The organism is Chitinophaga silvatica (assembly GCF_003419895.1).
Lineage (GTDB): Bacteria > Bacteroidota > Bacteroidia > Chitinophagales > Chitinophagaceae > Chitinophaga > Chitinophaga silvatica.
Map to the genome: position 1 here is coordinate 109,621 of NZ_QPMM01000012.1, position 24,854 is coordinate 134,474.

Consider the following 24,854-nt stretch of genomic DNA (forward strand, 5'->3'; position numbering starts at 1 on the left):
TCACTCAAGATACTATTTCCCTTCTTTTAAAAAAGTCAATGCACGTTTTTCAGACCAGTAATATTTATTTCCAAAATTTACAAAACCAACATGACCTCCTTTTTCAGGAGTTTGTAAATATAAATAGGAATGATCTTTGGCAATCGCGAAAGGATAACATTCTTTTCCCAGGAAAGGATCATCAAGCGCGTTGATCAATAAAGTCGGAACTTTGATATCGGGAAGATAAAATCTGGAGCTGCATTGTTTCCAGTAATTGTCTGCATTTCCAAATCCATGTATTGGAGCTGTATATCTGTTATCGAATTGTCGGAAGGTTTTAATTTGATCATACTCCTTCAAATCAATTTCACCGGGATACTTTTTTGCCTTTAGCATAAGTTTTTCTCCCAAACTTTTGATAAAGCGATGCATATACACTTTGTTATGGCTTTTCTCGAGTTCTATAGCTCCGCTTGCGAGATCGCAGGGAACGGATACTGCCACTGCCGATTTAATATAAGTTGCAGCCTCTGAGTTATGCTCCCCCAGGTACTTTAGGGTTACATTACCTCCCAGAGAAAAACCAACCAGGTGAATTGCATTGTATTTTTGCTTTGATACCAGATAATTGATCAGGTAATGCAGATCGCCGGTTTCCCCACTATGATAGAATCTTAGATTTTTATTAGGTTCTCCGCTGCAGCCTCTGAAGTTGAGTGACACGGTATCAAATCCGGCCTCATTAAAAATATGTACCATTCCTAATACATATTTACGGGTAGAATCGCCTTCCAGGCCATGTAATATAACTACAATCTTATCGCTTCCTGTTTCGCAAAAATCGAGGTCAATAAAGTCCTGATCGGGAGTAGTCAGGCGCTCTCTGCGATAATTTACATTTTCAACTTTTCTGAAAAGCGTTGGATAAACCGTCAGTAAATGGCGGTTTTTCATAAAAAATGGTGCCTGGTAATCAGCATGTTGTAATATTGGCATGCTGCAAATTTACGAAATATCAAAAACTGATATTTCAACGGATCAGTGAAAATATTCTGCGCCAGCGAATTTTCCCCTCTCCTGTGCTAAACCAGATAATCCATGCTTTACCCATGATATGGTCTTCTGGTACAAAGCCCCAGTACCTCGAGTCCTGGGAATCATTTCTATTATCCCCCATCATCCAGTAATAATTCATTTTGAAGGTATAGTTAGATGTTTCCTTTTCGTTTATAAAAATCTTCCCATCATTGACTGTTAATTTATTTCCTTCATAGGTTTCAATAATTCTTCTGTAAAAAGGCAGATTGCAGGTATCTATCTCAATTGTAGCATTCTTTTTAGGAATATAAATAGGGCCAAAATTGTCGACAGTCCAGGGATATTTACCAACATCAAACGGGAAGATCAGAAAACTTCCACCCTTGAGATCTGAAACACGAAGATCAACGGTTGCTCCGATCTTTCTTAGTGAGTCGGCTTGCGGAAAGGTTAGGAAATAAATATAAGTTACAGAATCCTTGACTGCATCATATTGTGGGTTGATATTATACTTTTGAGCTGTTGGAATATCCATTGGTTTCAGATCAGGCATTTTTACAAAAAACTTTGATTGCCTTTCTGGTGGTGCATAGGCTAGTTTACTATTGATATACAATCTTCCATCAATGTAGGTTACGGTATCACCCGCCAATCCAACACAACGTTTGATCAGGGTTTCCCGTTTATCTACAGGCCTGTAGAGCGGGGGAGGAAATTTTGCTCTCATTGAATCGTAGCCATGAGGAAACTTAGCCCACCTGTAATAATTCTCATCAACGAATTTTTTATTGAATATGACGCTATCCCCCATTGGGTAATTGAAAACAATTACATCATTCCTTTCAATTTTCGAAAATCCAGGCAACCTCTTGTACGGCCATTGTACAATGGTACTGAAAGGTTGTACTGTGTGAGTAAACGGTAAAGTATGATTGGTAAAAGGTACTGCTACCGGTGTAATTGGGATTCGCGGACCATAACTCAACTTACTGACATATATAAAATCACCGACTAAAAGTGTGCGCTCCATAGAACCACTTGGGATAACAAATGCTTCAAAGATAAAAGTACGGATTAAAGTACCTACAACTATGGCGAATATTACAGCTTCCGTCCATTCCCGAATCCAGGACTTTTTTTTCTTTACTGATTCTGTGCGTTCATTTACTCCTGGTTTGGCATTGAATAATAAGCTCATGTAAAATACTATTTTAGTCAATACTGTTCTAAACTCTAATATTAACATATTAAGCTGCTATCATGACGCAGTACATTTCGTATATACATTTACGTTATATATTATACTTTTAAAACTCTTTTTGCAAAAAAGTATCAAACAGATACACTGGATAAAATCCTTTACTAAATTGAGGCCGTTACTTATTACCCACGTTACAATTTTTTTACATGCAAAATTCCAGACGTAAATTCCTCCGTCAATCCGGCTTAATGGCAGCCGCCATCATGCTTTCCGACAGATTGACCACCTTAGCCGCTAACCCAGCTTTACCAAAAAAAATTGGATTACAATTATTTACGCTTCGTGAACAATTAGCAAAAGATCCGGCCGCCACCCTGGCAAAAGTTGCCGGCATTGGCTATCAGGAAGTTGAGACCTTTTATGATTGGAGTGCCGACAAAGGCAAATTCTGGGGTCTTACTCCCAAAGCATTAAATGCCCTGTTGCAACAACATCACTTGTCTACCCCCAGTGGCCACTATCAGCTAAACGATTACCTCACCAAAGGAAACGGGAAGGCCGATGCATTGCAACCACAGATTGATCTGGCTGCTGCCCTGGGCCAGCAATATTTCATAGTTCCGGTACTACCATTGGGATTATGGGATAAAAAACTAACATCCGCCGATTATGGATTTATGGCTTCCCAACTCAATAAAGCAGGCGAGCTTTGTAAAAAAGCTAACCTCAAAATCGGATACCATAACCATTACTGGGAATTCAAACAACTTAGCGATGTTAAAAAAACAGGCTACGATGTATTACTGAAAGAAACTGATCCATCTTTGGTAAGTTTTGAGCTCGACCTATTCTGGGCTGTAAAATCAGGAAAAGATCCTGTGACGCTGTTTAAGGAAGCCCCTGGTCGTTTTGTTGCCTGGCATGTAAAGGATATGGATAAGAAAAATACCGCCAGCCTTACCGCTCCGGAAAATGCCAACAAAACATCCATGCAGCTTCTTTCAGGTGTTAGCTTTGCAGAAGTAGGCACCGGAAGCATCGACTTTCACAAGATCTTTGCAGAAGCTAAACTGGCCGGTGTAAAACACCTCTTTGTAGAGCAGGACAAAATCACCATCGACCCATATACCAGCATCACAAAGAGCTATCAATACGTCAAAAATGTATTGTTGAAATAATTCAATTTTTCTCGCAGAGAAGCAGAGTATTTTTTAAGAGACATAAGGATTGAAGCGGATCTTATTAAAGGCTTCAGATAGGTTTCCGATAAATAGAAACAAGTCTGCAATTCCTAATAATAATTACTTCAATCCTTATGTCTCTTAAAAAATACTCTGCGTCTCTGCGAGAAATACTAGCTTTGTACAAAAGTTATTTAGTCATGTCAATGTACGAAGCAGAATCACTGGTTGAGCTATCAGTATATGCCTTAGATAAAAGTGAAGATGCAGAACTGGATCGCAGAAGCCTCATCTATAATTTATACCAACTTCAACAACAATTCGATACTGGTTTCACCCATTTCAGAGTAATGGATATTTTAATCAAATACCATTACGTATACACTTTTCCTATCACTTCACATCCTGAGTATGCTAAGCATAAACCCTGGTTCGACCGCCTGGCTGCTGAGAAAAAATTCAGCTTCATCTTTCTATCACCTCTTGAAGCATACGATACCGATAATAACCCAGTTGCAGGATATGCCAATTACGACCATACTACCCAACAATATATTCTTTACTGCGATGCTGGTTCAATCCTCTGGGAACAGATGGTTGCCAATGGAACTATAACCGGCAACGATGCTATAGCGCCTGAAGAAATGAACATTTTTTCAGTAGCCCATGAAATAGCAGAATTGGCCGGCGAGCAAAAAGATATCACGCTGTTAGGCAACTGGTACCAGCTTCTCCCATATATTGTAATGATGGAGGATCAGGAAGGCAATCCTATTAACTATAAAGCATTGGAAGCTATACTGGATATAATAGTGGCGAATGATGCCATTAATGCCGAAACCTTGCCTCCTGCAGATGAATTGCCGGTAGGTGGAGAATTAGGTAAATTTTGCCAATGGTGGTATGCTGCCGCGGGCGATAAAATGAAGCCTACAGCCGAAGAAGAAAAAGAAGAAGAAATAGACCTGGAAACAATTCCATTTACAGAGCAAGTGGAAAAAAGTACAGCATGGTACGAACAACAGGTCATTCATTTTCTTCAGACCGCCAATAACGAAATAGCTGAACTTGAGGAAAAAGGTGGCGATGAAAATGCTCAGGCAAGGATATACGATTTATTGCAGCAAGGATTAACATTTGCTCAAAAAGGCCTGGAACTTTCTCCGAATGAACCCAATCTGCTGATGAACCAGGGCTCTCTTTACATGCTTGCCGGCCTACTGGATAAAGCTTTGGCATCGTATGATGCTGCGCTTGCCGTGGCTCCCGATAACCCCAATATTCATCTCAACAGGGCAATCCTGTTTTGGCAAAACGATCAGCTACCTGAAGCCATTAAGTCTTTTGAAAAGGTAACAGAGTTAGATCCAACCAATGAATTTGCATTGCAGTGGCTCGAAATGGCACGCAAAGGATAATTAACCGGCAGAGAAGCAACCCAAAAATTCTTTGCTTCTCTGCCAGAAATCCTGTATCTTTTAGGGTAGCAAAATGCCTTCAATCATACTGCCCGAAAAAGCTAGTTTCCTACCAGGTACAGGACACCCCAGATTCTTTCAGGGCAGCATATATAAAGGCAATCCTTGCTCAGGAGCAGTCGAACATACTGAAACTTAAATAGAGTCGGTTTTACCATCATTTAATCTTTTACAAAAAATGGAAACTACAGGCATCATTATTCTTGCTGCCGGAGCCTCTAAAAGACTAGGTACGCCCAAGCAGCAACTTACTTTTCAAAATAAAAGTCTCTTATTAAACGCAGTACATACAGCCTCTCTGTCGGGCTCCAAACATATAGTAGTGGTTTTAGGAGCTTTTGCTACTCAAATCAAACAGGCAATAGCCTCGGAAAAAATACATACCATCGTAAACCCTAACTGGCCTTCCGGCATGGGTACCTCTATTCAGACCGGCATGCAACACCTGCTTAAAGTTGCACCGGATATTCACAATGTATTTCTATTGGTTTGTGATCAACCCTTTGTTACTCCCAACCTGCTCCAGGAACTACATGAATTAAAACAGTCTTCCGGCAAGCGATTGGCTGCCTGCTCCTATGGCGATACCTTCGGAACCCCGGCACTATTTGATAAATCATATTTTCCTTCATTACTTGGGCTTACAGGACAGGATGGCGCCAGGAAAATTCTCAGACAAAATCCGGAGCATACAATTACACTCAATTTCCCTCAGGGAGGAATAGATATTGATACCAATTCTGATTATGAACTGTTAATCAAACAATAAACCTTTCCGGAATTTTTTTTTGTAATTTAATTTTGATGTTCTATATTTGTCCACAAGAATGGTAGACTAATAAAAAACATATACCATGAGCATCAATCAACAGAAATCAAAAACCAATCATTTTATTTCACAGATTCATTACAACATTGTAATGAATTGTTGTTGTTGTTGATCCTACTCTCCCTGCAGCCATCCCCACCAACCAGCTGCATCAAATAATATTTCATTTACTCCAACTTTAAATTATTATCGTCATGAAAACGATTAACCAACCCGTTTTCCATCTAAACGATGGAATCACTGCTACACATTTATACTGGTTTCAACAATATGGTGTAATTCAATTCAAAGGCTTCTTAAAGCACAATGAATTATCAACCATTATACGGGAAGTACAACAGGTACAGGATCATTTATTACAAAACAATATCCAGAAAGTAAATGGTATACCTCTAAAATTTGGAACAGATGTAGATGGCAGTCCGCTGATTCAGCGTATTGCCTTTGCTTCTCATTATAGCAATACTTTAAAAGACTTGTTGAAAGACCAGCGCCTGCAAAGCTTACTTTCATTATTAGGGCCTTATACCGGGAGGATCGGAGACAATGAAAAAGACGGCCTGGTTGTTAATCACTATGTCAACAGCTCCGATAGTCAGTTCAAACAATTGGGCTGGCATACAGACAGCCCACGGGATTTATTCCTTGGTTCACGCATCTTACCAATGCTTAATGTAGGTATCCATCTCGATAATTGCCCTAAAGAAAATGGGGGCTTACGAGTATTAGCCGGAACACATAAGCAAAGCCTTTTACAATTATTTTTTAGAAAGAAATATTTTATTGACAACGATCCCGACAAAAATGAAATAGGCTTTGATATCGAAGCAGGAGACCTCACAGTGCATGATGGCAGGTTATGGCACCGTGTTCAACAATCGCCATATGTAGGAGAACAAAGCCGTCGCAGGGTGATGTATATTCCAATCATCACCGGAGCCTATCAGCCCAAAACTGCAAACAGCCCAACTCCTTTCTATCACAAGCTTGCAAGTCTTAAACAATATTTATACGGAGGCAAACCTCAATGGACTAATGCTAAATCCGCAATCGTAAAATCTTAAATCAATTTTATTATGTCAGTTGCCTTAGTTACAGGTGCAGCCAAAGGAATAGGCAAAGCCATTGCCGCTGTTTTAGCAGAAAAAAAATATCAGTTATTGCTGATAGATATTGACAAAGATAATCTCGAAAAAACAGCGAACGAACTAGCTGCAAAACATCAGATCGAGGTAGCTATACTTCATCAGGATTTGTCTGCACCCGGAGCTTTATCAAAAATTCAGGCATGGACCAATCCGTACCACGACCAGTTGACAGTGGTCGTAAATAACGCAGGATATGGAATAAACGGAGCGTTCGAACATCTCACATTAGAAGAACAGTTTAATATAATTGATGTAAATGTAAAAGCCCAGGTTGGACTATCCTATATTTACATCCCCGTATTACGCAAATTTCCTAAAGCTTACCTGCTAAACCTTGCGAGTACAACAGCTTATCAAACAGTTCCATATCTGAATATTTATGCGTCTACAAAAGCTTTTGCACTCTCTTTTACCAGAGGGCTCAGATATGAGTTGAGAAACTCCAATATCTCTGTTAGTGCATTAAGTCCGGGTAGCACTGATACAGATTTTGTAAACAGGGCAAGAATGGGGCAACGCACCCGAAGAATTGCAGACAGATTTAACATGACTCCGGAAAAAGTAGCTCAGATAGCAATTGATGGATTGTTTAAAGGAAAAGCTGAAATAGTACCGGGGTTCACCAATAAGCTCAATGCATGGCTTCCAAAGTTCTTTCCTAAGCTATTTGTAGAAAAGATCGCCGCAGGCATATACGAGCCCAAACCTATTTCAGGAACAGCATTTGCGCTGCCTTCCTAAAAAAGATGCTAACTGGAATATATATCGGAACATCGGGGTGGAGTTATCCCCACTGGCGGAAAATCTTCTACCCCGATGACCTGAAACCTACTGAATATCTTTCCTGGTATGCAAAAACATTTAAGGTCACAGAAATCAATACCAGCTTCTATCATTTACCTGCCGCTAAAACAGTTAAAACCTGGACGGAGACAGTTCCTAATGGTTTCCGTTTCTGCCCCAAAATCAGCAGATATATTACGCATATGAAACGGTTGCTGGAACCGGAATCTACCCTCCCGAAATTCTTTGATGTATTTGATCAGATTCAGAAAAAATTAGGTCCTGTTCTGATCCAGTTACCCCCTAACATGCATTTCGATAAAGACAGGCTGGAAAATTTCCTGGCAACCCTAACAGGTACCTACAAAGGGTATAAGTTTGCACTAGAAGCCAGGCACGACAGCTGGATGAACGATGCAGCTACAAACATCCTGAAACGTTATAAAATAGCCTGGGTTATCTCTTATTCAGGCAATCGATGGCCTGGTGCTGAAATTGTAACTGCCAGGCATGTATATATCAGATATCATGGACCCGATGGGAGTTTTGGCACCGGGTATACAAGTCAGCAATTAAATAGCTTTGCCGAAAAAATTAAGAAATGGAAACAGCAAGGTCATCAGATCTGGGCATTCTTCAATAATGATGGACATGGTTATGCTGTAAAAAATGCCAGCAGCCTAATTTCATTACTCAAATAGCTGCTGTTCTGCAGTATAATATGTTGTTCGTCCTTTTTGTGAACTTGTTTCAATAGCAGCGCCTGTTGGACTTTCCTTCAGCTTCTTATTATGTACCAACATAAAATCGCGTACTTCTCCGTTGATTATATCGGGCTCACTTTTCAAAATATTTTTTTCTGCTTTTGTAAGCACATCATGAATCGATTTATAGAGCTTTTTTACAGCGGCCGCAGGAATTTTATTGCAGATCGAGAAGGGGCTGATGCGGGCATCCCATAATATATCATCTGCATAAGCATTGCCTATGCCCTGTACATTATCCTGATCCAGGAGAAACTGTTTTATAGTAACCCGTTTTTTAGAAAGTAAATCCTTTAGATAGATTTCTGAGAACGCTTTATCGAAAGCATCCGGAGCCGTCTTATTTTCTGGATCCAACATAATATGAGCGGCGCTTTGCCAGTCTGTTAATACCAGACCAGTACCACCATCAAACAATAAGGTAGCAATAGGATACTTTTCGGTATTGTGGTCTTTAAAGAAATATAGCTTTCCATGCAACATCAGGTGCATACCCAATACATGCCCATTGCCAAATTTGAATTGCAGTGTTTTCCCAACACGATCAATACTTTCCAAAGGCTGCCCAACCAGTGCTTTTTGCAATGTAGCGGCTGGAGTTGTGAGTTTTCGGGTATTTTCTACCGTAATTGATTGTAGCTTTTTGTGATGCAGCTTCTTCAATAGATTGGTCCGGTACGCTTCTAAATCTGGTAGCTCAGGCATAATATTTATGATTAGTTAAAAAACAAATAATTAACATCTTTTCTAACTATAATAGCAATGCCATAGTTTGATAAATTTACTACTATACTTGGTTACAGTGGCTATTACATTATTCCATAAATATATTCCTTTTATTAATATCCCAATTTGTGGAAAAATGTAGATATAATCTTTTTTCAGGTATGTGAACAAGTCGTTAAAACTAAGGCTGAAGCGGCCTCCAACAAGCATTTCAAAGCATGTTATAACATAAAACACGTTATATTTACAATCTGTGCCTTTTTTATTAAACCTAAAAATACGGTGTGTGAGTATGAGAGTGAAGAAAACGATTTTAAAACCGTTAGTATTAATTATTACAACTTGCCTTTTTGCATTTTTAGTTACATCCTTAACGTCAACAGAACAGTCAACCGCCGCAATTCGGCCAACTGGTGATGTTGTTAAAACAGATTCATCGGAAATTGAAGTAAGTTTATACGACAACATGCGCCTGGATTCAGCCGGATTGTCGAAGGAGGCTTTTGACCGGGCAATGGTTGGTTATAACCGCTTGAAGGAGCAGGGTAAACTTAAAAATCCGGATGTAGTATCCATTATCGATTTTTCATTGCCTAGTACAAAGAAGCGTTTATTTGTAATTGACTTAAAGAACAAGTTGTTATTGTTTAACACATTAGTTTCTCATGGAAGAAACAGTGGCAAAGAGATGGCGAATGCTTTCTCCAATGCTATGAACAGCTTTAAGAGCAGTTTAGGATTCTATACAACAGCCAATACCTATAATGGTGAACATGGCCTGTCTCTTCGCCTGATTGGTGAAGAAGCTGGTATCAATGATAATGCACTGGCAAGGGGTATAGTAATTCACAGTGCCAGTTATGTAAATGAAGCACTGGGCAAAATTCAGGGGTATATAGGTCGCAGCCTCGGCTGTCCTGCTATTCCGGAAAATATTCATCGTAAGGTGATTCAGAAAATCAGCAACGGTTCCTGTTTATTTTTATACAGCCCGGATAAAAATTATGCATCAAGCACTAAATTTTATTCAGAGCCGCAAAGAATTTAACTTATTGAAAGAGCGAAGATGATCTTCGCTCTTTTTTTATAGCTTACTCAGAAACCTGGTATCATGGTCGTATACATCATCTGCAAAATGTAGGGCCCCATCCTGCATCCATGCTGTATAGTAGGTAATAATTACCGGAACCGGATGTTTTACCGGTACAAAACGCTGCCTTCCGCTCTTCATGGCAGCATCTATTTTATCATCTGTCCATTCAGGCGCATCATCCAATACATATTTAGCCATATCTACCGGGTCTTTCAGCCTGATACACCCATGGCTATACGCCCGGTTATCGCGCTGAAACAGGCTTTTATCGGGCGTATCATGAAAATAGATATTATAGCTGTTAGGAAACAGGAATTTTACCCTACCTAAAGCATTGCGAGCACCGGGCCTTTGCCTGATTACCGGTAGTCCGCCTGCATGGCCAGTTATTTCCATATTTCTGGAAGCCAGATATCCATGATTTCGACTCATTGCAGGCAGTATTTCCTTCCTTACAATACTCCGTGGAATATTCCAGTAAGGACTAAAAACTACCTGGTTTAGGAAACCTGCAAACATAGTAGTGCTATGCCCTTCTTTTCCCACAACAATTGGCATATCGAACAGCTTTCTGGACCCCTCGCTGGCATGTAATGTAAACGCGGGGATATTCACCAGAATCATCCGGCCTTCCGGTGTTGGGGGCATCCATTTCATACGTTCCATATTCACTAATATCTGGGCCAGCCGCTTATCTGCAGGTACATTCATCTGTCGGATCACCGAATCGTTGATCACTCCATTCTGCGACATACCATGCGTTTCGCGGAAATTATTCACGGCATTCTCCAGTTCTTCATTGAATAAGGCAGTGCTGTCGTTTTGTTGTAATTCTCCTGTCATCTGTAATCTGTTTTTGATAGCAGGAATTTCGGGAGATGATTGCCCTTTGCGGAGTGATTTAACAGAAGAAACTGTTTTCCAGCCACCATTCTTAACGTACTGCATATACGCTCTTAATGGCTCCTTCATAGGAGCAACTGCCGGAAACTCTTCATTACTTACCAGCAACATAGAATCTGCCAGTACCATAACCGGATACTTTTGGGCAGGAATCATATGCTCCAACTGTTCAATACTTCCGTTGGTTACTTTAAAATGATTAATTAAGCGGAGAGTTAACTGTAATTCCGTATTCATCATAGCCTGGTTATTCTCTGTAACCTGCATGTCGTCATCATCTACCAGGGCATCTATTTGCCGGTCCAGGGTTTTGTTGCTGCTGCTGTCTTTACTATAGGTATACAGACTTCTAAAAGCAGCCACCTGTTCCACGGCTCCCAAACTATCGAGCCATGCATATTCATAGTTTCGGGCATTATAGAAGCTCCACATCCTGTCTGTGGTTTCAGGGTCTAAATGCTGCTCGCTTATGAATTTAGCAATCCTGGCACTGTCCAGGAATAAATTGTTATAGGCATTTTCCTTAGTGATACTGGTATTACGGGGGGTAATCTCTACCTTACGAACTTCAGTAACAACGGGATCTGCTGCAGGGCTTGGCGGGGCATCACAGGCCAACAATCCTGTGAGCGCAAACAATAGTAATCTCCTCATATTAAACTAACTATCAAATAAAAAGCCGACGGGGCAACCATATGTTTATAGGGCTATTTTAAGGTACAGACGTTGCTGTGAAGATACAATGCGGGCATATTACTCAACATCTTTATTGGCATAAAAAAAGCTATCTCTACATTGTAGAGACAGCCCTTGCATATTACCGTTGTGAATGATAACCTAATCTTTCAGGTTAAGTGCTTTTTTCACTTCATTATAGTCTTTCCAGTTAATAGCGCTACGAGCTGCTACTCCACCAGGAACGATTACATAACGATATTGGAAATAGATATCTGTCTGATTATTTCCAACATAATATGAACTGGCATCTACATTTGCAAAAATACCTATAACACCTTTAGCTGCTATGTTTCCAATATATACCGAATCTGCTACATATGGAAGGGGAGCAATTACCGGATTAGAAGCAGTACCGAAATTCATATATACATGAACGCTACCTGAGGTCAGAATGTCTGCTGTGAGTTTAGGTGCAGAAATATACCCTTCATATTCTCCAGACCAAACGGAATCTTTACCATTTTTTATAAAGGTAGAATCGAACAGTACGTTTTGCCATGTTGAATAAATAACATTGGCAGTACCCGGATCTCCTTTGGGGCCTGCTGCACCGGCAGAACCTGCTGGTCCCTGAGCTCCCGCTGGGCCTGCTGGCCCCTGAGCCCCATCTTTTGAACAGGCAGCCAAGGCAAAAACAAATGAAAAAACAAGGAGTGTAGGGAGGTGACGGCAGATAAATTTCATATTAAAGAAGATTTTGGTAGTTAAGTAATCTGATTTATTGAAAGTAATGATTAGATATTGGGCTCACTTCTGCAATAATTTCAATATACAAAATATGAAATATTAACAAAAATAAAAAAGCTATTGTTTTAATAACAATAGCTTTTTTTATATAAAATAACTAAGATTCCTAACTTCTTGCCATCAACGGATCGCTAACACTTTCTTTTCCAGTTTCAACTCTACCGGCAAAGCGCTGAGAAAATAATGCACTGCCGTTAACAGTTACAGCGAAATCGTACCAACCATGCCTGGCCGACCAATCCAATACCATTGTAGCTGTGGCATTAGGTGCAATAGTTTTGGTTAGTTCGGAATTCTTGTAACCCAGGTCTTTCACCTTAACCGTCACTTGTTTGGCAGATTGATTGGAAATCTTCAATTCAATACTTCCGGTAAGTTTATCACTCCGTGTTAAGGAAGGTTGATAACCGCACACGATTGCAACCTGAGGATCTTTTTCATCGCCTATAAACTCTCTGTAAAAACCATTCGGCCCATAAGCTCTGAGATGATAATGTCCATCGCCAAACTCCTGCAGCTGCCAGGAATCCTTCAATTTATCTCCTGCTTTTACAGCATAAGACCATGCACGTAAAGTTTCTGTTTGCCCGTTTTCCTGGCGATAGTTACCTGGTGCATATACGTTGAATGGTGATCCGGCTGCCTTCTTTCCAAATACCTTGTTTCCTGCACTAAACTGAATATCGAACGATTTTTTATCGGCACTCAGCTTTCCGTTTACATACAATTCGTATGGCAATGCATTGGCAACACGGGTGCCAGGCTCCTGCTTAGGCATCCATTCTGCATTTTCGGGATGTTGATTAATCTCTGCAATTTCGGCTGGTGAAAGAGATTTAAAGCCGTCCGGCAGCTTTTTGAACTTCGCATTGTAAATGCTTTCGATCACCTCATTTCTTCCCAAAAATGGTAAATCAATCTTCTCTCCATTAAAAGGACGGAAAACTGAAGACAGGTCACCACAGACAGTTCTGCGCCAGTTAGTGATATTTGTTTCTTTAATTGGTTTTCCTGTTTTATGCTGCAGGAAATGCTCCATGAATTGCAGGATAGAAGTATGGTCAAAAACCTGTGAGTTGACATATCCACCTCTGCTCCACGGAGAAGCAATTAATAACGGTACCCGGTATCCCAAACCGATAGAACTTTCACGGATATCTCTACTGCTTATATACTTTTTGGAAATTTCCTCTTCTTTCGTTTCATACTCCTCTTGTGTATTGATTCCTGCCGATACTTTACCTGTACCCGGGCGGTGAGGTATTACAAATGGAGGCACGTGATCGAAATATCCATCATTTTCATCATAGCAAAGGATAAATATTGTTTTCTTCCAGACTTCTTCTTTCCTGGTAAGAATATCCAATACTTCAGATACATACCAGGCGCCATACCAAGGCGAACCAGGGTGGTCGGAAAACTCGGCTGGTGCTACTAACCAGGAAACTGTTGGTAACTGGCCTTCATTAACATCTGTTCTGAATTGGTGGAAAATATCGCCCTTGGGTATCTGAATTGTACGGTCGGTATCTCCATCTTTATATGATAAAGTTTCCAGTTCGTGGTAATCCGGATCTTTTTCGTTGGTTGTAAAGGCTTTATTGTGCAGGTTTTGTGAGCGTTTGGAAAGCTTGGCAAAGTTAGCTGCAGTAAATTGTTCCAGGTCTCTTTTGCAGGTAACTAATTCATCTTTAGCAGATTGTAATTTCTTTTGAAGTTTGGTGGCTTCTTCACCGCTTACCGATTTCACCTGGGTTTCCAGGGCTGCAATTTCACCTGGCAGTTCCTTTATTTTTCGGTTGAGGAATAATTTATAGCCTTTAGAGAACTTTACATTGAAGGCCGAAAACCATTCAATAGGGTTATCTGTAAAATTGGCCAGCCAACCATCTTTGTCTCCTTCCAATTCGGTGATACTAAGCTCATTCTGATATATTTTCCAGGAGATGTTATTGTCTTCCAGTCGTTCCGGGAAGGTTGTCCAGCTAGCTTCCTTATCATAATCTACATCTGAGTTCCAGACATTTGCTTTCTTTTCATCACGAATGGTACCGGTCCACAGATATAACCTGTTGGGGGTAGTACCGGTAAGGGATGAACAGAAATTCTGGTCACAAACTGTAAATGCGTCGGCCATTGAATAATAGAAAGGAATATCCTGACGGTCGTAATATCCCAGGGTAAGGGGCATTGGAGCCCAATCCTTGTTTCCAGATTGTTTTACCAGTAACCATTGATCATATCTTCCATTATTGCGGGCATCTACCTGGTTGGTCCATGAATGCGGCAAGCTGCTCATCCAGGTAGCTTTTGTTTCTTTTATGTTTAAGCGGAATGGGGCAAACGTTTCGCCCCTGGCGTTACTTTGTAACCAAACCAGGTTTTTATTGGCTAATTGGATAGCCCGAGGATCGTTATATCCTCTGACACCCCGAAGGGTTCCATAGCAATGGTCGAACGACCGGTTTTCCTGCATCAGGACTACAATATGTTCTGCATCCAGGTACGTACTTCCAGGTTGGGGATCGATAGCCATTGCGCGTTGAATAGAAGCGGGCAATGCACTAAATACGCCGGCAGCACCAGATAATAAGGCTGCCTTTTTTAAAAACTCTCTTCTGTTATCCATTATTTTGATGTTGATTGTTCACGATCAGTTTAGAACTTTCTGTTGGCGAAAGCAATTCGATAGAATGAAAAATAATAAAAAACAATTGCTATACATAAATACTTGTGATGAATGGACCGTTATATTATTGTTATCAGCCATTTTTAGCTCAAGTAGTATAAACAAAAAAGCCTCCTGCATTTAGCAGAAGGCCCGTTGTATATATTGAGAAATGGTAAGGCTTATTGTGCAGACGGAATCAACACAATTTTAATTCTTACGGTAGTAGGAGGAGGCGCGGAGGCCACTCCGTTAATTCCTTTGATTTGTACAAAAACATTTGCATTGTCGTGCAATACATTGTAGGATTGATTTGCAAAAACCTGTGGTAGCATTTCAAATTCCTGCGGTGTTGCATTGGAGTTTGCCTGAAATCTTGCCATTGAAACGATCACTCCATCCAACTGATTTACATTATTCAGTTCAGGTACGCTAACAGCAAAATTGTAGGTCTGATCTATGCTACTGTACACCCAATCACTGGTTTTTGCATCAACAAGGATTGTTTGATTGGGGATCACAACTTCATTGTAAGTTTTCTTACACGACGGGGTTATAAACCCTACTAGTAAGAGTAGTGGAAGGTAAAGCCATGTTTTCATATTAAGACTCTTTTGTAAGCAATTACCAAATACAATGCCATTTAAATCTTTACGGCTACTCCACCACTAACTCCTACGTATAATGCACGGAAACGATCATGTTTATACGTTTCAGACCATAAATAGTGTTTGCGTAAATCTATCCCCAATCCGTTCTCGGTAAATAACCAATTGAAAGTTGGACCACCAAATATTTCAATTCTCTTACCTACATGCACAGACGGAAAAACATTCAGTGAAATCCGGTTGTAATAATCGCCCTTGAATGATGTCATCATAGTGCTTAATGCTTCTACCCTCAAACGTGCTACTGGTAAAGAAAATACATTGGCTCCAACCCCGGCTTGCAATGCATATAGGCTTTCGCTTTCCTTTACATTATATCCTGCTCCCAGTATTCCGTATAAGTAACGGCCACCCGATTTAAAGGCAGCAATCACTGTAGCTGTTTCATCAATGCTTACACTAATTTGTCGTTCTCCCCCCTTCACAATGTTGATTATTCCAATCGGGTAATCACTACTATCAGCAATATTGATGAATCCTGCCACCTGCACTCCTTTTACCTTATGTGCCTTGTTTATAAACCCTGCTACCTGTACACTTGCTTCATCAGCATTATTACAAAATCCTGCGATCTGTACATTTGCTTTAGAACCTGAATTCAGAAAACCAGCTGCCTGAACAGTACTATTTAGTTTTGCTACGTTCATGAAACCAGCAACCTGAGAACCATAAACTTCTTTCTTTACAAAGTTTGCAAAACCTGCAACCTGAATACCCCGGAAGCTAACGCTCGAATTCATAAATCCGGCCACCATAGCTCCATCGCCATGTGATTTAACCTGGTTCATAAACCCGGCTACCGTTGCGCTATGCCAGGTAGTGCCTATATGATTTGAAAAACCGGCCACCTGCACACCGGTGCCTACTTGTTTGATTACATTACTTACCCCTGCAATAGCTACTGCTGTAGTAGATTTGGAGACACCTGCAATAGCAAAAACAGATACTCTGTCTGTTTGATTCGCTGCATTTTTCCCATATACACTTAAGGGATAGACCAATCCTAAATTAATTGGATGCGCACTGGAATCCTGCGCCTGTAGTTTACTAACCGTTGTGAATAACAATAGTAATAAATAAGATACTCTCATGTCGTGTCGCTTTTTCTTATAGTATTACGACACCTATCTAATTCATTACCCCTACTAAGAATTTTAAAAGAGTGTTATTCCGGCTTGCCAGCCAAACCAGCTACTAACCTTATCGCCTAAACGAATATTAGGGTATCCCGATTTATATTGCCAATTGCTTTCATCAGCAGGCAAACTCAAAATAAAAGCCGGACCGGCAAACAAGCCCAGCTTTTTAGACCATTGCCAGCGAAAGGATGGTCGCAGAGATATAAGATGAGCAGGGGATTTGCTTCCTACCTGAAATAAGGTATTGTAAATAAGCTCCGTATTTAGTGTCCATTGATTTTTTAATAAAAGCTCATTTCCGATACCATAGCCGGCAGAAATTAAAGGCTGGCTTTTCGTATTAATACCACCAGTAAGAATGCTATAGGCAGTTCGATTACCACTCTTCCATGCAATATTGAAAGGAAGAATATCTGTACTAAATAAATCAACTTTCTTATACCCTTTTCTAACAATACTTAACAATCCCAAACTAATACCTTCAGAGGTATCAGCAATATTAAAAATCCCAATCTGAACACCTTTTAGCCGATGAGCAAAATTGTACAATCCGATCTGAGCGCCATTTACATTATTTTTCCCAATGTTTGCCAATCCACTGATTTGTGTTCCGGATACATTGCCATCAGCAATATTAACGGCCCCACTAACTTGTGCACCAAGTATATTGCCTTTTGCAAGGTTAAAGGCACCACTAACCTGGGCACCGGATACATCAACCGGCCCGGTGGTAAAAACGCCTGCTACCTGCATTCCATTTACCGAACCTTTTACAATACCGAAAGCGCCGCTTAACTGTACTCCGTTCGTATTTCCATAAATCGTACTTGCTACCCCGGTTACCTGAACCCCTTTCATACTTCCCCGAATGATATCACTAAATCCTGCTACCTGTACTCCTGTTAATGAATCTCCTACATTGTTATGAAAACCACCAACCTGTACTCCATTTACCTTACCTCCTACCACATTGATAAAGCCGGAAACCTGTACATCTTTCACATCATTCTTCACCATATTGAAGAGTGTACCTACTTCCACTCCATCAACTCCAGCGGCGTACCCTCCGATCATATTAAAGCTAAACTTATTCACTACCTGTCCGCTCATTTTACCATGGGTTCCTAACCCCGGAGTTAATGAAAGCTGATAAGGCTTATCTGTCAGGAAACCGCCTATGTTGAGGGTCGTAAGCTTCTGGCGGGAGGAAATAAAAACTTTTGCAAACCAGTTCTTTTCAAGATTATGCTTTCCTGTAACATCCACAACTTTAAGCTGATAGGTAACCGGGGCTATTGTTAATTCCAGTTCCTGATCCTTACCTGCAGGCAATAGCAGGGAGGTATCGGCATAGAGGTCTCTACTAACACTAATGGCTGCGGCAGGATATTTATCCTTTAGCCGCAGCCTGAAGTAGCCTTCGTTGTTTGTTATGGTAGAAATAAGTTGCTGTCGTTCGTACACACTTACATTCGCGAGCCGGGTTCCGGTACTTCGATCTTTCACAATCCCCGTTACCAGATAATAATTCTGACCAATCGACTTTCGGAGTATCACTATATAGTTCCCCGATTCCTTAAATACATAATCACTTCCCAATAGCTGCTCTAATATTTGTTTAACAGGTATATTCTTTGCTGTTATACCTACTACACTATCCTGTGGTAATATTGAACTTAGATATGAAAAGAAGAAATTGCCCTGTTTGGAAATAATATTTAATGCCTGTGATAATTTTTCCTGCTTTATTGTAACAGTAATAGGTTTATTCAATATGCTCTGCGCCCGTACGTTGATGGTTATAATACAGATACATAAACATATAAATAGCGGCTTAGGTAATAACATAATAATTATTTCAACAAAATTTGAGAGTTGGTTTTTGTTACTTCGATCTGATAAGTAAGTCCTATTACTCTCAATGTTTCATCAAGTGATTTGGTAGAAAATGTAGAATTGATTTCAATATCTCTTTTAGTTGAATCCGCAATAATGATATTCGTACCATAAACCTCATTCATTAACTCTACTAATTGCCAGAGTGGAGTATTATTACAAACGAAAGATTGAGTACGGTAGTAGTTATAAAGTTCATCTGTGCTCGATTGTTTCTGAATAGATTGTCTGGCATCGATGATGGCCCTTTCATTTTGTTTAAGCTGTAGCACTTCATTACCTCTGCTTACTTCTACAGCTCCTGATTCTACAATCACTGAAGTGGTGTTGTTATGATTTTTTACATTGAAAGATGTGCCCAATACCTTAATTGTGATATCATTTACTTTAATGATAAAAGGTTTATTCACATCTTTAGCCACATCAAAAAATGCTTCTCCCGTTAATGCAACTTCTCTTACATTTTTTGCACTTGCATAAGTTAGTTTTGAATCTTTGTTTAAAGTGATACTTGAACCATCGGGTAATGTACTGTTTACGGCGAGCTGTGAAGCAGAGATCACAGTTTTTTGATCGCGTAACAGCAACCAAAGGGTACCAGCACCAAGTAATACAACGATGATAGCTGCAATTCTCAGTAGAGGAGCAAAGCCATTTTGTTTTGCAGGGGTTATTGGAATAATCTTCGCAGTATTATCATCGGCACCCACTCTTTTTTGAAATCGTTTCCATGCTTCATTTTCATCCACAGTACTGGTAGCAGCCAGTTGCCGGCTTTCTTTCCAGATCAGTTGAAAATGCTCATAATAACGGCGATTTTCATCTTTTTCCCTGAGCCATGCTTCCACTTGTGTATTTTCTGCTGATGTGGTAGTATTCAATAAATACTTAACCAACAAATCGTCATTCATATATTCAGATTGTTTCACTTATTAGCTTATTACAGGTGAATCAAAATTAATAGTAGAGGTAAAAAATCAACCAATTGAAGTCGCAATAACTTCAAAGCCTTTCCCATCTGGTTTTCTACTGTTTTAACTGAGATATTAAGTTTATCGGCAATTTCCTGGTATCGTAGCTCTTCGAACCTGCTGAGCTGAAAAACTGTTCTGCATTTTTCGGGCAGGGCTTGCAGGGCGGCATCCAGTTTTTGCTGTAACTCACTCATAATCACTTTACCGGAAGCTTGCCCGGTTTGATAATGATGTGTCATAGCATGTTTAGTATGCTCCTGGTGTGCTTGTTTTACTTTTTGATGGCGCAAATAGTTGATGCACTCATGATAAACAGACCTGTAGAGATATCCTGAAATACTTTCTTTTATCTTGATTTTATCGGCCTTCTCCCATAGCTTACAGAATACCTGTTGCACCATTTCTTCGGCCATTATATCGTCTTTCAACAAGGTACAGGCATACGCGTGCATGCCTTTAAAGTGTGTCTTAAAGGTTTGTTCAAAGGTTTGCGTCGCGGTTTCCTGCACTGCTGTGGCGGTGGCATTCATAAATTCCATTCCTGGGGGTTGATATCTTATGTCAAATATAATAGCTTCTGCCAAGGGAAAATATTTCTTTTACGACACCTTAAGGAAAGTTTACCCCTACGTCGTGTAAAATATTTTTGAAAAAGCCGCGTTTTAACACTTTAACATTACATTATATAAGTCTTAAAAAATATTTCACATTTCGACCATTAATATTGTTTTATAAAACATACCAATGAAATATTTCTATTTGTTAGGCCTAAGTTCTGTACTCACCTTTTCCAGTGCTGTAGCACAAAGCAAAACTGGTTATATCAACTTTCAGGAACTTATCATGCAGATGCCTGAAACCAAAGTGGCGAATGATAGTTTAAACGTAATGGAATTAAGACTCAATAATGATTTGCAGGGATTAGTGAAGGAGTATACCAAAAAAATGCAGGAGTTAGACAGCTTGGGCAGCAAAATGCATAATGAGGTATTACTGGAAGTTAAAACAAAAGAAATACGAAGTGCGCAGGAAAACATTCAACATTATAGAGAGCAAGCCAGTCAAACCCTGGCAGATAGAGAGAAAGTATTATTAGCACCTATAATGGATAAAGCCAAAAAGACATTAAAAGCAGTAGCTAACGAGAAAGGCTACACGCTTGTGATTGATAACTCCAAAGAAGCGGTTTTAGTATCCGCAGAATCTGATGATTTGATGCCGGCAGTGAAATTGAAAATGGGTCTGAAGTAGAAAGGGCGTCGTTTTTACATTTGAACTATTTAGTTATTTAGTTATTTGTCGGCTCATTTTCACTTCTTCCGCCATTCTAATGATTTGATTATTGGTGCCGGCAAATAATTAAATAACTAAATATCAAATGTTTCAAACTATATATGCAGTCCGTGCGCCAGCAATGATTTCCATTGCGGATGATTTCGCACAAAGTCAGCAACTTTTTTGCTGGTTGGTACCATTCTGATGTTTTGTGCAGAAATTTCCTGCATCACTTTTTCCAGCATTGCCGGCAAAATACCTTGCTTTTCCAAAGCTGGCGACATTTCAGCCCCAGTCAGAAAAATACGGGTACCATTTCTTTCATAAATTACCTGAGCCAACTGTCCTGAAATCGTAGCTTCAAAACGTCTGGCTTCCTTGTTGTCAATAATTTCAAAATCCTTCATGATCGTTATTTTACACTGCTCTTTTTAAATTGTAGTGGCTGTCAGAGAAGTCATACTTCTACCTAAAAGGAGGGAGATAAGATAGCTCTAATTGGTATTAAAATACCCTAAAATAGCTTGACACAAGTGCAAATATACGAAAATAACAGCAGAAAACCAGATCTAGATTAGATTCAAAAATTATCAATATTTAAAGTAGCTGGCTAATAACCCTTTAACAGGAAGCTTAACCCTGAAAGTACTACCACTTAATGGATATTTTGCAATCAGTTCTTCATTCATATGCTCCCTTGCAGTAGTGATCAATAGCTCATCCAGATCATTGCCCCCAAATACACAATTAGAAACATGCGGTGCCGGTACTTCTACCTTTGCCAGTAACTGGCCGGTAACAGGATTCCAGCAATAAACTCCAAAACCACCCCAATGGGCAATCCATAGGTTTCCATCACTATCTGCTGTCATTCCATCAGGCCATCCATAACCTTCAGGTATCTCAACGGCAATCCGGGAGAAAGTTATATTTCCGGTTTCATTATCATATTCGAATTCCTGTACCTTACGGGTATCTGTGTCAATATAATACATCAATTTACCAATCCATACCAGTCCATTTGAAATAGTTACTCCCTGTAATTTATGCTCAGGAGCAGATTTCCCATCGATACAATAAAGATTGCCAGTTCCGGAATCGGCTGGCATCTGCATAGTACCAATCCATAACCGGCCGGCCGGATCGCATTTACCATCATTACACCTAACATTAATACGTGTATCCAATACCGTAACATCTTCTCCCAACCCATCTTCAGGAGAGAAGAAAGCCACTCCATGATGCGTACCAACAAGCAATTGCTTTCCACCCACTACTGGTACAAGCATGGTAACATACCTGTTTGCTTCATAACTGTATAATTGCCCTGCCAGGTCTTTACTATAAATTTTTTGGCCCAGAATATCCACCCACCACCAGCTTTTTCTTTCTTCCCACCAAAATGCACCTTCTCCTAATTCTGATGTCAACGTGGCTAATATAGTTGCTTGATAATGTTTCATATCCTGCAAAGATAATTTTGCTGGTTGAAATTGTATATTGCAGTGATCACTCATTACTGAATATGAATCAAATCCCATCCGAACACCAGGAACAAACTGAACTAAATAGTTCACAACTCCAAAACTTTAAATCATACGCCAGTCAACCCCTGTTTTCACTTCACTGGGAATTAAAGGTTATCTTATATCTGGGCGTTTTATTACTAAGTAGTGGCTTAGGAATCCTGATTTATGAGAACTTAGACAGTATCAGCCACCAGGCTATTCTGGCCGCTATGGCTCTTGTAACTGCAGGTTGCTTTGTTTATTGTTATAAACAGGCCTCCCCTTTCTCCTGGCAGCGGGTTGAATCACCGAGTCCGTTTTTCGATTATTTGTTGCTGCTGGGCTGCCTGACATTTATTTCGTTTATAGGCTACCTGCAATTTGCCTACAATGTATTCGGAACAAAATACGGGTTAGCTACAGCCATTCCACTGATCGTTCTGTTTTTTACAGCTTATTATTTCGATCATTTAGGTGTACTCTCACTGGCAATAACCAATCTTGCCGCCTGGATGGGGCTAACAGTTACTCCTTTAAAAATCCTCAGCTCCAACGATTTTAGCAGCGACAGAATTGTTTATACAGGGATGGTACTGGGAATATTGTTGCTGGCACTGGCAATAATTTCTGAAAGGAAACAACTAAAAGCACATTTTGCTTTTACCTATAGAAACTTTGGAGTAAATATCTTTTATATTGCCTGTCTGGCGGCCATTATAGAACGTTATAACAGCTCACTGCTATGGGCAGTAGTGATTACCCTGTTTTTCGTGTATTTATGGAAACTATCGCATAAAATACAGTCGCTTTACTTCCTTGTGATATCAATCATTTATGAGTATATAGCATTGGTTGCTTTATTCCTCATTTATGTAACTCAAGTAATCAAAGATTTTGCCTTTATAGTCTTCTGGTTATTTGCATCAGCCGTAGCCGTAATCATATTCCTAATTTACCTGAGCAAAAAGTTTAAAAATGATCGCTTACAATAAAGAATCCCTGGATCACCTGGCGGTTAGAGAAACTGCCGCCAATGCGTTGCATCAGGGGTATATAGACCAATCGACCTACGATAGCATTCTCACAGCCAACCCGGTTGATTTTTATACGCCAGGGTTATTTGCCCGTATTGGCATTTATGTTTTAACATGGATGGCACTATTATTTGGGGTGGGATTTATTTCCCTGATTTTATTCTCACATGATTTTAAAGAAGAAATATTATATCCATTTGCATTTTTAGTAGGAGCCGGTTGTATTTTTCTTTTAGAAATGCTGATAAGAGAGAAGAGGATATACAGAGCCGGGATTGATGATGCCTTATTACTTGCTGGTGCAGGCGCCATCATTCTGAGTATGTATTTTTTATATAAGCATGATGATATTTACCTGGCGATTGTTACCTGCTTAGTTACTATAGCTGCCACTATCAGATATGCCGACAAATTGATGGTCGCCGCTGCTTATACATCCTTCCTGGCAATTATCTTTTTATTGCTGGAATCCAGATTCCTGGCCATTCTGCCATTTATTATCATGGGCATTTCATTAGTAGCATATTTTATTTGTAAAAGAAATGCAGAAAAATTTTCGTTCAGGCATTATCGTGATTGTTTTCAGCTAACTACAATTCTGGCTTTAGCCAGTTTTTATGCGGCAGGAAATTATTATGTAATTCAAACCTTATCTCCATCCGGAGTTCCAATTCCATGGCTGTTCTGGGGTTTTACTGTAATAGTGCCAATACTCTTTATTTACTTAGGGATAAAGAAAAAGGATGTTATTTTATTGAGGAGCGGATTAATTTATATTGCCATTGCTATACTTACTATCAGGTATTTTTATTCGGTGATGCCGTTAGCTACAGCAATGATTATTTCAGGTGCTGTACTGATTGCATTGGCGTGGGCCCTTATACGTTATTTGCATAAACCCAAACATGGGTTTACTTATGAAGCAGTTGCACAACCTTCGTTGGCCGATAAACTAAATATCAGTGGATTAATTATTGCCCAAACATTTGGTGGAGGGGCAAATCAACAAGATAGTGGCGTACAGTTTGGAGGTGGTAGCGGAGGCGGAGGCGGAGCATCTGGAGAGTATTAATGATTTTGA

Annotated in this window: 23 protein-coding genes; 10 read left to right on the plus strand and 13 right to left on the minus strand. The window is 39.8% G+C overall.

The features are described from left to right. Window positions 1–12 precede the first annotated feature (12 nt). Both DVR12_RS21520 and lepB read right to left on the minus strand, forming a co-directional pair. Window positions 13–978, minus strand: a complete 966-nt coding sequence (locus DVR12_RS21520) for a YheT family hydrolase (protein WP_116977873.1) — start codon at window positions 976–978, stop codon at window positions 13–15. A 34-nt stretch (window positions 979–1,012) separates the two neighbouring features. Next, window positions 1,013–2,218, minus strand: coding sequence for a signal peptidase I (gene lepB, locus DVR12_RS21525; RefSeq protein ID WP_116977874.1), 1,206 nt, complete (start codon window positions 2,216–2,218; stop codon window positions 1,013–1,015). A gap of 209 nt (window positions 2,219–2,427) precedes the next feature. Here lepB and DVR12_RS21530 point away from each other — a divergent pair, with 209 nt between their 5' ends. The 6 genes from DVR12_RS21530 to DVR12_RS21555 all read left to right on the plus strand — a co-directional run bounded on the left by DVR12_RS21530 (window position 2,428) and on the right by DVR12_RS21555 (window position 8,341). Then, entirely contained in the window at window positions 2,428–3,399 is a 972-nt protein-coding gene (locus tag DVR12_RS21530; protein WP_116977875.1) for a sugar phosphate isomerase/epimerase family protein, read from the plus strand. A 203-nt stretch (window positions 3,400–3,602) separates the two neighbouring features. Further along, the gene (locus tag DVR12_RS21535; RefSeq protein WP_158563333.1) at window positions 3,603–4,820 is read left to right on the plus strand and encodes a tetratricopeptide repeat protein; all 1,218 of its coding nucleotides are present in this window, start codon (window positions 3,603–3,605) and stop codon (window positions 4,818–4,820) included. 238 nt (window positions 4,821–5,058) lie between these two features. Beyond that, the gene (locus DVR12_RS21540; protein WP_116977877.1) at window positions 5,059–5,649 is read left to right on the plus strand and encodes a nucleotidyltransferase family protein; all 591 of its coding nucleotides are present in this window, start codon (window positions 5,059–5,061) and stop codon (window positions 5,647–5,649) included. Window positions 5,650–5,903: 254 nt separating this feature from the next. Beyond that, window positions 5,904–6,773 carry a phytanoyl-CoA dioxygenase family protein gene (locus DVR12_RS21545; RefSeq protein ID WP_116977878.1) on the plus strand — a complete coding sequence of 290 codons (870 nt, stop codon included), beginning with the start codon at window positions 5,904–5,906 and terminating at the stop codon, window positions 6,771–6,773. Window positions 6,774–6,785: 12 nt separating this feature from the next. Next, window positions 6,786–7,598, plus strand: a complete 813-nt coding sequence (locus DVR12_RS21550; protein WP_116977879.1) for an SDR family NAD(P)-dependent oxidoreductase — start codon at window positions 6,786–6,788, stop codon at window positions 7,596–7,598. Between the two features lie 5 nt (window positions 7,599–7,603). Continuing rightward, complete coding sequence (locus DVR12_RS21555) at window positions 7,604–8,341, plus strand: DUF72 domain-containing protein (protein WP_116977880.1); 738 nt, start codon at window positions 7,604–7,606, stop codon at window positions 8,339–8,341. Here DVR12_RS21555 and DVR12_RS21560 read toward each other — a convergent pair. Further along, window positions 8,330–9,109, minus strand: coding sequence for a DNA-formamidopyrimidine glycosylase family protein (locus tag DVR12_RS21560; RefSeq protein ID WP_116977881.1), 780 nt, complete (start codon window positions 9,107–9,109; stop codon window positions 8,330–8,332). The two genes, DVR12_RS21555 and DVR12_RS21560, sit on opposite strands and share 12 nt — an antisense overlap. 313 nt (window positions 9,110–9,422) lie before the next feature. On the opposite strand from DVR12_RS21560, the gene DVR12_RS21570 reads away from it, so the two are divergent. Next, complete coding sequence (locus DVR12_RS21570) at window positions 9,423–10,178, plus strand: murein L,D-transpeptidase catalytic domain family protein (protein ID WP_116977883.1); 756 nt, start codon at window positions 9,423–9,425, stop codon at window positions 10,176–10,178. Between the two features lie 36 nt (window positions 10,179–10,214). Here DVR12_RS21570 and DVR12_RS21575 read toward each other — a convergent pair whose 3' ends face one another. From DVR12_RS21575 to DVR12_RS21610, 8 genes are all read right to left on the minus strand, one after another. Next, window positions 10,215–11,780 carry a L,D-transpeptidase family protein gene (locus tag DVR12_RS21575; protein ID WP_116977884.1) on the minus strand — a complete coding sequence of 522 codons (1,566 nt, stop codon included), beginning with the start codon at window positions 11,778–11,780 and terminating at the stop codon, window positions 10,215–10,217. Window positions 11,781–11,963: 183 nt separating this feature from the next. Beyond that, on the minus strand, window positions 11,964–12,548 hold the full coding sequence (locus DVR12_RS21580; protein ID WP_116977885.1) for a hypothetical protein: 585 nt from the start codon (window positions 12,546–12,548) through the stop codon (window positions 11,964–11,966). A 169-nt stretch (window positions 12,549–12,717) separates the two neighbouring features. After that, window positions 12,718–15,240: a phosphocholine-specific phospholipase C gene (locus DVR12_RS21585; protein WP_116977886.1), complete on the minus strand. Its 2,523-nt coding sequence runs from the start codon at window positions 15,238–15,240 to the stop codon at window positions 12,718–12,720. A 221-nt stretch (window positions 15,241–15,461) separates the two neighbouring features. Then, window positions 15,462–15,881, minus strand: a complete 420-nt coding sequence (locus tag DVR12_RS21590; protein ID WP_116977887.1) for a hypothetical protein — start codon at window positions 15,879–15,881, stop codon at window positions 15,462–15,464. A 41-nt stretch (window positions 15,882–15,922) separates the two neighbouring features. Next, on the minus strand, window positions 15,923–17,038 hold the full coding sequence (locus DVR12_RS21595; protein ID WP_116977888.1) for a hypothetical protein: 1,116 nt from the start codon (window positions 17,036–17,038) through the stop codon (window positions 15,923–15,925). A 63-nt stretch (window positions 17,039–17,101) separates the two neighbouring features. Further along, on the minus strand, window positions 17,102–18,934 hold the full coding sequence (locus DVR12_RS21600) for an STN domain-containing protein (protein ID WP_116977889.1): 1,833 nt from the start codon (window positions 18,932–18,934) through the stop codon (window positions 17,102–17,104). A gap of 5 nt (window positions 18,935–18,939) precedes the next feature. Then, window positions 18,940–19,893, minus strand: a complete 954-nt coding sequence (locus DVR12_RS21605; protein ID WP_116977890.1) for a FecR family protein — start codon at window positions 19,891–19,893, stop codon at window positions 18,940–18,942. Window positions 19,894–19,922: 29 nt separating this feature from the next. Continuing rightward, window positions 19,923–20,495: an RNA polymerase sigma-70 factor gene (locus DVR12_RS21610; protein WP_116977891.1), complete on the minus strand. Its 573-nt coding sequence runs from the start codon at window positions 20,493–20,495 to the stop codon at window positions 19,923–19,925. Window positions 20,496–20,700: 205 nt separating this feature from the next. Between DVR12_RS21610 and DVR12_RS21615 the strand changes: the two genes are divergently transcribed. Beyond that, window positions 20,701–21,207 carry an OmpH family outer membrane protein gene (locus tag DVR12_RS21615; protein WP_116977892.1) on the plus strand — a complete coding sequence of 169 codons (507 nt, stop codon included), beginning with the start codon at window positions 20,701–20,703 and terminating at the stop codon, window positions 21,205–21,207. A gap of 137 nt (window positions 21,208–21,344) precedes the next feature. On the opposite strand, the gene DVR12_RS21620 is transcribed toward DVR12_RS21615, so the two are convergent. Both DVR12_RS21620 and DVR12_RS21625 read right to left on the minus strand, forming a co-directional pair. Beyond that, on the minus strand, window positions 21,345–21,638 hold the full coding sequence (locus tag DVR12_RS21620; RefSeq protein WP_116977893.1) for a GNAT family N-acetyltransferase: 294 nt from the start codon (window positions 21,636–21,638) through the stop codon (window positions 21,345–21,347). Window positions 21,639–21,821: 183 nt separating this feature from the next. Next, window positions 21,822–22,694 carry an SMP-30/gluconolactonase/LRE family protein gene (locus DVR12_RS21625; RefSeq protein WP_158563334.1) on the minus strand — a complete coding sequence of 291 codons (873 nt, stop codon included), beginning with the start codon at window positions 22,692–22,694 and terminating at the stop codon, window positions 21,822–21,824. Between the two features lie 62 nt (window positions 22,695–22,756). Here DVR12_RS21625 and DVR12_RS21630 point away from each other — a divergent pair, with 62 nt between their 5' ends. Further along, a complete protein-coding gene (locus tag DVR12_RS21630; protein WP_116977895.1) occupies window positions 22,757–23,731 on the plus strand; it encodes a DUF2157 domain-containing protein in 975 nt (324 codons plus the stop codon). After that, entirely contained in the window at window positions 23,715–24,845 is a 1,131-nt protein-coding gene (locus DVR12_RS21635; RefSeq protein ID WP_116977896.1) for a hypothetical protein, read from the plus strand. The genes DVR12_RS21630 and DVR12_RS21635 overlap by 17 nt, the downstream gene beginning before the upstream one ends. Window positions 24,846–24,854: the final 9 nt, after the last annotated feature.